This is a genomic window from Paenibacillus sp. sg306046 (genome assembly GCF_059821225.1).
Genome location: NZ_JCAMRT010000017.1, coordinates 137,909 through 145,075 on the forward strand (window position 1 = coordinate 137,909; position 7,167 = coordinate 145,075).

Consider the following 7,167-nt stretch of genomic DNA (forward strand, 5'->3'; position numbering starts at 1 on the left):
CGCTGCAGCTTGCCCACTTACGCCTTGGCAACAGGCGGCTTCTTAGCCACGCGGATCGACAGCTGCTCCAGCTGCGGGAGGTCCACCTCGGCCGGCGCGTTCATCAACAGATCGGTCGCGCTTGCCGTTTTCGGAAATGCAATTGTCTCGCGAAGGTTCGTACGGCCGGTCAGCAGCATAACCAGACGGTCGAAGCCGAACGCAATCCCGCCGTGCGGAGGCGTGCCATACTCAAATGCTTCCAGCAGGTAGCCGAACTTCTCATTGGCCGTTTCATCGGAAAAGCCGAGAGCGCCGAACATCTTCTCCTGCACATCGCGCTTGTAAATCCGCATCGAGCCGCCGCCGACTTCATAGCCGTTCAGCACGAGGTCATACGCTTGCGCCCGGATTTGCCCCGGATCAGTATCGAAGAACTGCACATCCTCATCCTTCGGACGGGTAAACGGATGATGCTCGGCTACATAACGCTTCGCTTCATCATCGTAGCTGAGCAGCGGGAAGTCTACCACCCAGGCAAATTTGAACTTGCTCTCGTCGATCAGGCCAAGCTGTTTGCCGATTTTCAACCGGAGGTTGCCAAGTACGTCGGCGACGACCTTTTTCGTATCCGCGGAGAACAGCAGCAGGTCGCCCTCTTCCGCTTCCAGACGCTCCTTGAGCAGCTCCAGCTCCGACTCGTTGAAAAACTTGACGATCGGTCCTTTCAGCTCGCCGTCCTTGTAGGTGATCCAGGCAAGACCCTTCGCCCCATAGCGGGAAGCAAATGAGCCGAGATCGTCAATCTCCTTGCGGCTCCAGACGCCGCAGCCTTTCGCGTTCAGCGCCTTCACCTGGCCGCCCTTGGAGACAACCGTGTTAAACACCTGCACGCCCGAGTTGGCCACAATATCCGAAACGTCCTTCAGCTCCAGACCGAAACGCAGGTCCGGCTTATCGGAGCCGTATTTGCCCATCGCGTCCGCATAGCTGATCCGCTGGAATGGAGTCGGGATTTCCACGCCGATCGTTTCGCGGAACAAGCGGGCTGCGAGCTGCTCCATCAGCTCCAGCAGCTGGTCCTGCGACAAGAACGACGTTTCGATGTCCACTTGCGTAAATTCAGGCTGGCGGTCGGCGCGCAGATCCTCATCGCGGAAGCAGCGGGCGATCTGGTAATAGCGCTCCAGGCCGCTGACCATCAGCAATTGCTTATAGATTTGCGGCGATTGCGGCAGCGCGAAAAACTCGCCCGGATGTACACGGCTTGGCACCAAATAATCACGCGCGCCCTCTGGCGAGCTTTTGGTCAAAATCGGCGTTTCCACTTCAATAAAGCCGTTTTCGTCCAAATAGTCGCGGAAAATTTTCGCCGCTTTGGAACGAAGCTGCAGCGTACGCTGCATTTCAGGACGACGCAGGTCGAGGTAACGGTACTTCAGGCGCAGCGACTCGTCGATTTCGATGCCATCCTCGATGAAAAACGGCGGGTTTTTCGCCGGGTTCATCACTTCGATTTCCGTCACGCGCACCTCAATATCGCCAGTCGGCAGGTTCGCATTAACCGTTTCCGCGTCGCGCTCAACAATCGTTCCGCGAACCGCAAGCACATATTCGTTGCGGGCGCGGTCAGCGACTGCGTGCGCATCACCGGAAAATTCCGGGTTAAATACGATTTGGACAATCCCGCTCCGGTCGCGCAGGTCGATGAACAAAACTCCGCCCAGGTCGCGGCGGCGCTGTACCCAGCCGTTCAGGGTAACCGTTTGTCCGACGTTGGCTTTGCTCAGCGTGCCGCAGTCATGGTTTTTCAATAATTGGGTCATGATGAAAATTACCTCCATTTAATTTGAGATCGAATTGGTCAAGAGATTGACCGTTCATTTTGCTTCGTTCGAATTTTCGTGCGAGCGTCTGTCTAACTACCACATGTCGCTTGCTTGCTGCGCTGCATCACAGTATTGGTTTTGACGCGCCAGCTACCAGGTGTCGGCTACCGGCACTCCTTTACCATGACTTCAACATCATGTCCTCAGGCGTAAGGCGCTCTTGCTCCGTCAGCCTTGCCGCCGCGCTGCCAACGTCTGGGCAACTTCTGCCAGCGGCAGCGTTTCCTGCTCGCCGGTCGCCAGCGTTTTAACCGAAATTTCGCCGCGCTCCAGCTCGTTATCGCCGAGAATTGCGACATAAGCGGCATTGAAGCGGTCCGCAGACTTCATCTGCGCCTTGAGCTTGCGGGACTGGTAGTCCTTCTCGGCCGTCAGCCCTTGCAGGCGCAGCTCATGGAGCAACCCTACGATCCGCTTTTCCGCCGCTTCGCCGAGGCCGATCAGGTAGACGTCAAGCGGCTTTGCCGCCGGCACGTTCACCTGCTGCGCCTGCAGGACGAGCAGAATCCGCTCCAGACCGAGGCCCAGACCGACGCCAGGCTGATCCTGACCGCCAATCTGGCCGACCAGACCATTGTAACGCCCGCCGCCGCCAATCGTGTCGATCGCGCCGATGCCTGCGGCCTTGTACTCAAACGCAGTATGCGTGTAATAGTCCAGCCCGCGCACCATGCGGGGATTCAGACGGTATGGAATTTGTAGCGCCGTCAAATACTCCTGCACAAGCGCGAAATGCGTGCTGCATTCCTCGTCGAGATGCTCGATAATCGTCGGCGCGCCCTCGCAAAACTTCTGATCCTTCTTGCAATCGAGAATACGCATCGGGTTGCGATCATACCGGGACTGGCAGTCCGCGCACAGCTGATCCTTGACCGGAGCAAAAAACTGCTGAATATGCTCGCGGTAAGCGGCGCGTACGGCCGGATTGCCGACGGAATTGATTTCAACCGTCACATCCTTCAGCCCCAGCTCATGAATAAACGTGTACCCCAGCGCGATGATTTCCGCGTCCAGACTCGGATCGACGGAGCCGATCGCCTCGATGCCAAACTGGTGGAACTGCCGGAAGCGGCCCGACTGCGGCTGCTCGTAGCGGAACATCGGCCCGATATAATACAGCTTGCTGACATCCGGCTCGCCGTACAGCTTGTTTTCCACATACGAGCGGACGACGCCGGCCGTCCCCTCCGGACGCAGCGACAGGCTGCGTTCGCCCTTGCTCGTGAAGGTGTACATTTCTTTTTCGACGATATCCGTCGTCTCGCCGACGCCGCGCTGAAACAGCTCCGTGTGCTCGAAAATCGGCGTCCGCAGCTCGCGGTAATTAAACCGCCCGCACAAATCCCGCGCCTTGCTCTCCAGATACTGCCACTTCTCAATTTCACCGGGCAGCAGATCCTGCGTTCCTTTAGGCTTCTGAATACTCATCGTGATTCGCTCCTTTCCAAACTCAAGCCTCTCCGGACCCGGCCCTGCACAACTGCAACCAGGTTCGGCATACAAAAAAACTCCCGCCCCTGTCGATAAACAGGGACGAGAGAACGGTTCGGTTTCTCCCGCGGTACCACCCGCGATTTGACTGCTGCGCCGCTCCGGCTACCGGGCATTGGCAAGCATTCACACTTGAAGCGGATAACGCCCGCCTTGCGCAATCGGCTACTATCCGGCTGTCGCTTGCCCGCTTCTCCTGCAAGACAACGACAACGGGGTTCCCCGCCTGTCCTCCGGGATGTCTGTTCATCTGATCTGCATAAGGAAGCTTGCAGCCGCGGCTTCCCTCTCTGACCTATGCACGGTTCAAACTACTTGTTCCCATCGTTGGATCACTTCATGTTAGACCTTCAATGTTCACATTTTACCCGCGAAATTTGGCAAAGTCAAGCAGTTCCCGTCGCATCCTCCTTGACGAGCCGGGCATGCACAACAAAACGTCCATTTACAGGGTCAAGCAAATAATCACAGGTCGACAAGGTGAGTATCCGGTCGTTCGCGCTTAACGCCATATCCGACGGATACAGCGATTTCTGCTGAAGCTGCTGCAAAAAAGCCCCGTATGCCTCATCATCCGCAAAATGAGTTTCAATATAATTAAAATCCGTAGTCGTATAATACGCGGCGAACACCTCTGCCCGGTACGAACCATACAACGTATCAAAGCGGATCATCCGGTGCGCGTCATAATAATCGCGGTTGATAAAATGCTTCAGCTCGCCGAACATCGTGCCGTCCTTCATCCGGTGACCGTAAATAACAGTATGCCGCTCGTCTTGGCGGATATCATTGCGTACATCCATAAAAATACTGCCCGCCTTGGACTCCTCGCCCTTGTAATTGCGGGTCAAATACCGTGCCTGATCCTGCCCTTGCACAATCGGATAGTCGACGCGGCTGCCCTCCAGCTGGACCCATCCGACTATGTCCCGATTCAGCTCCAGCAGCGGTTGAAACCTGCCGCGAACCGGACGCTCGCCGCCGGTCCCGTAGACGTGGCTCGTTACGGCCGCATCGAGTATGGCCGCGCCTCCAGCATGTTCCGTCTCTTCCTGGCTGCGCGCCATACTAAACATCGCCTGGGCTTCCTCCAGCGCCCAGCGGCGTTGCAAGCTCTCCCAGCCGATCCACATCAGCCGGCCCGCTGCGTAGACAAACACGGCCAACGCCAGCAGCGTCGAAATTCGTCGCATGGGATTCCTCCATTCGTGTGGCACTCTGGACTATAAACAGGAATCTATAATGGCTTGGCACTCTAGGGCGTGTCTTAAAACTCGCTCAAGGGCATCTTTCACCGCCTTTTCGCCCCCTGCTGCGTTATTTTTCCTTGACTTACCCCCGGTAAGCCTGCGAAAAAGCGCCTTGCATGGAACGAAAATTCGGCAACATCTGCTCCCTGCGGAGTTTTAAGACACACCCTAGTATCACTCAAACGTTCTAATTTTCGCTAATAGAGCTGGTATAGTTAAGTTATTAGGGTTAGTTCCCCAGTTGCATAATAAGTTAACAAAATAGGGCTTACTGNATCACTCAAACGTTCTAATTTTCGCTAATAGAGCTGGTATAGTTAAGTTATTAGGGTTAGTTCCCCAGTTGCATAATAAGTTAACAAAATAGGGCTTACTGAACAATACTGATTCAGCAAGCCCCAGTTTACTACAATAAACTAACTATTTTGCTTCGCTCAGCACAGCCAAAATCAGTTTTACAGCCTCAGCGCGTGTGGCTGAATCACCCGGAGCAAACTGGTTGCCCTCGCGACCGCTAATCATTCCAAGCTCGTAAGCAGCAGCTACTTCTGCTTGCGCCCACTGCGGAATGCTTGACGCATCAGCAAATGGCGCTTGGGCATCCGCTTTTAGCTCCAGCTTCAGTGCGCGTGCAAGGATAACGGCCAGCTCCGCCCGGCTGATTTCGCGGCCTGCGCGGAAGCTTCCATCCTCATAGCCGCCAATAATGCCGGCATTTACAGCAGCTCCAAGCTGTGGCTTCACCCATGCTGGAATATCCGCCGCATCGGTAAAGGTCTGCTCTCCTTCAGCATCAGCCAGCTTCAACGTCCGTGCCAGCAATGCGGCAAATTCAGCACGCGTAACCAGTCCATCCGGACGGAAGGTTCTGTCCTCGTAGCCGTTGGCCAATCCGAGCCCAACCGCACGTTCGATCAGTGCCTTGGCCCAATGGTTTTCAGCATCGCTGAACCGGCTATCCAGTCCCGCAGTCGGTTTGTTCGGCGCTTCGGAGGACGAGTTGCCCACTTCGTCCTTATACGGCTTGATACTCGTTCCGTCCAACACAAATTGTACATTGTATTCGCCTTTGTACTTTCCAGGAACTTGCAGGATCAACTGAGCAAAAACTTTAGATTTCGTATCCTTCACTTCAAACTGTACAATTCGTTCATTTTTCTGTTCATCCGTTGCTACGACTTCAGCATCGAACAAAACATTTTCTTTTTTCTCTTCATCAAACTTCTCAATCTTGACACTTGTCACTTCTTTATTCGATACCTTTAGCTGCAGGTAGCTTTTCCCTTCCTTCACAATCAGCTTGGCCGACTTCTTCACGTAGTCGCTAGCCACAGATGTCTGCTCCGTTCCTCTGACCTGAACACCGTAGTCAACAGCATATTCGCCATCTGTATACATTTGCACAAGCGGCTTGGACGCCCCTGTTTCAGACGGGTTCGCATTAGGATCAATGCTCTTGATTTGCGAGCGATCCAGCTTCAACTGAATATCATACTCATGATCGTACAAGAAGGTTGGGCTGACCTGCCAATAAATTTTAACCCAGCCCTTCAACCTGTCGTCCAAGTTACTCACACGGAATTGTACGATTCGCGTATTCGCTTTTTCATCCTCCGAGACGATTTCCGTTGCACTGAGGCCTGAGCCAGTGTCCATCAGGAAAGAGAGGACTTCCTTACTTTGCTTCAACGTAACTTGCACCGCCATGCTTCCGTTTGTCACAACCAGCTTGCCTGGTGTAACGACATAATCCTGCATCACTGAGGATTGATCAGTGCCAAACTTCAGGAATGTATATGGAATACTGTAGGTGCCATCGGCGATTCCATGTACGTTGCTAACCGGGGTCACACCTCCACCGCCTCCGCCACCTGTCCCAGGATTCGTACCAGGGTTTGTCGGCTCAGGAGCTTTCACGGATACGGCTGCCATTTCAATCTCAAACGCACGCTCAACCTGATCTGCTCCGACCAGAGTCATCACATAGCTGGCTGAACGGTCTACCGGAAAGCGAACCGACGAGCTAACGCTATCTGTGCTCAAAATCGTGACCACGCCTGCTTGCTTGGCAGCTGCAACCTGTGATTCAAGCTGCACGTCCTCCAGCGTATTGTCAGCGTTCCGTTTTTGCAGCTTTTTCAGCGTAACGCCGCTTTTCAGCTCAAACGTCATGATTTGCTTGCCGCCGCTTACCTCCAGCTTGGCTCCGCCCGATACAAAATTCGCGATCGGCGTTCCGGTGCTGTCCGTGATTGTGGACGGCAATGTCAAGGTGTAGCTGGCATCGGCCAGTATGACAGAAGCCTCGAGCACATTAAGCGCTTTTTGCAGCGCAGTTGCGGCCGCATCCACGCTTTGTTGTGGCGCTACAGCATTGTTAACCGTTACTTTCGCCTTGTCAATTGACGCTTGCAGAGTGCTCTTCGCGCCTGTCGGATATTGCCCGACTACGTTGCCTTCTACCGCTGCGTCATGCTTGCCTTGCACCGACGTGATCAGCGCCTGCAGGCTGGCTTTATCTGCCGCCGACAGCTTCAACCGGATCTTATGATCCATTT

At 54.6% G+C, this 7,167-nt stretch carries 4 protein-coding genes; all 4 read right to left on the reverse strand.

Annotated elements, in window-relative coordinates:
- Window positions 1–17: 17 nt before the first annotated feature.
- Window positions 18–1,805: an aspartate--tRNA ligase gene (gene aspS, locus AC6ROY_RS17845; RefSeq protein ID WP_500101928.1), complete on the reverse strand. Its 1,788-nt coding sequence runs from the start codon at window positions 1,803–1,805 to the stop codon at window positions 18–20.
- A gap of 231 nt (window positions 1,806–2,036) precedes the next feature.
- A complete protein-coding gene (hisS, locus tag AC6ROY_RS17850; RefSeq protein WP_500101929.1) occupies window positions 2,037–3,296 on the reverse strand; it encodes a histidine--tRNA ligase in 1,260 nt (419 codons plus the stop codon).
- Between the two features lie 449 nt (window positions 3,297–3,745).
- Window positions 3,746–4,552 carry a class B sortase gene (gene srtB, locus AC6ROY_RS17855; RefSeq protein WP_500101930.1) on the reverse strand — a complete coding sequence of 269 codons (807 nt, stop codon included), beginning with the start codon at window positions 4,550–4,552 and terminating at the stop codon, window positions 3,746–3,748.
- 477 nt (window positions 4,553–5,029) lie between these two features.
- Window positions 5,030–7,167: NEAT domain-containing protein (locus AC6ROY_RS17860; RefSeq protein ID WP_500101932.1), on the reverse strand; the 2,138-nt coding region annotated here is incomplete at its 5' end.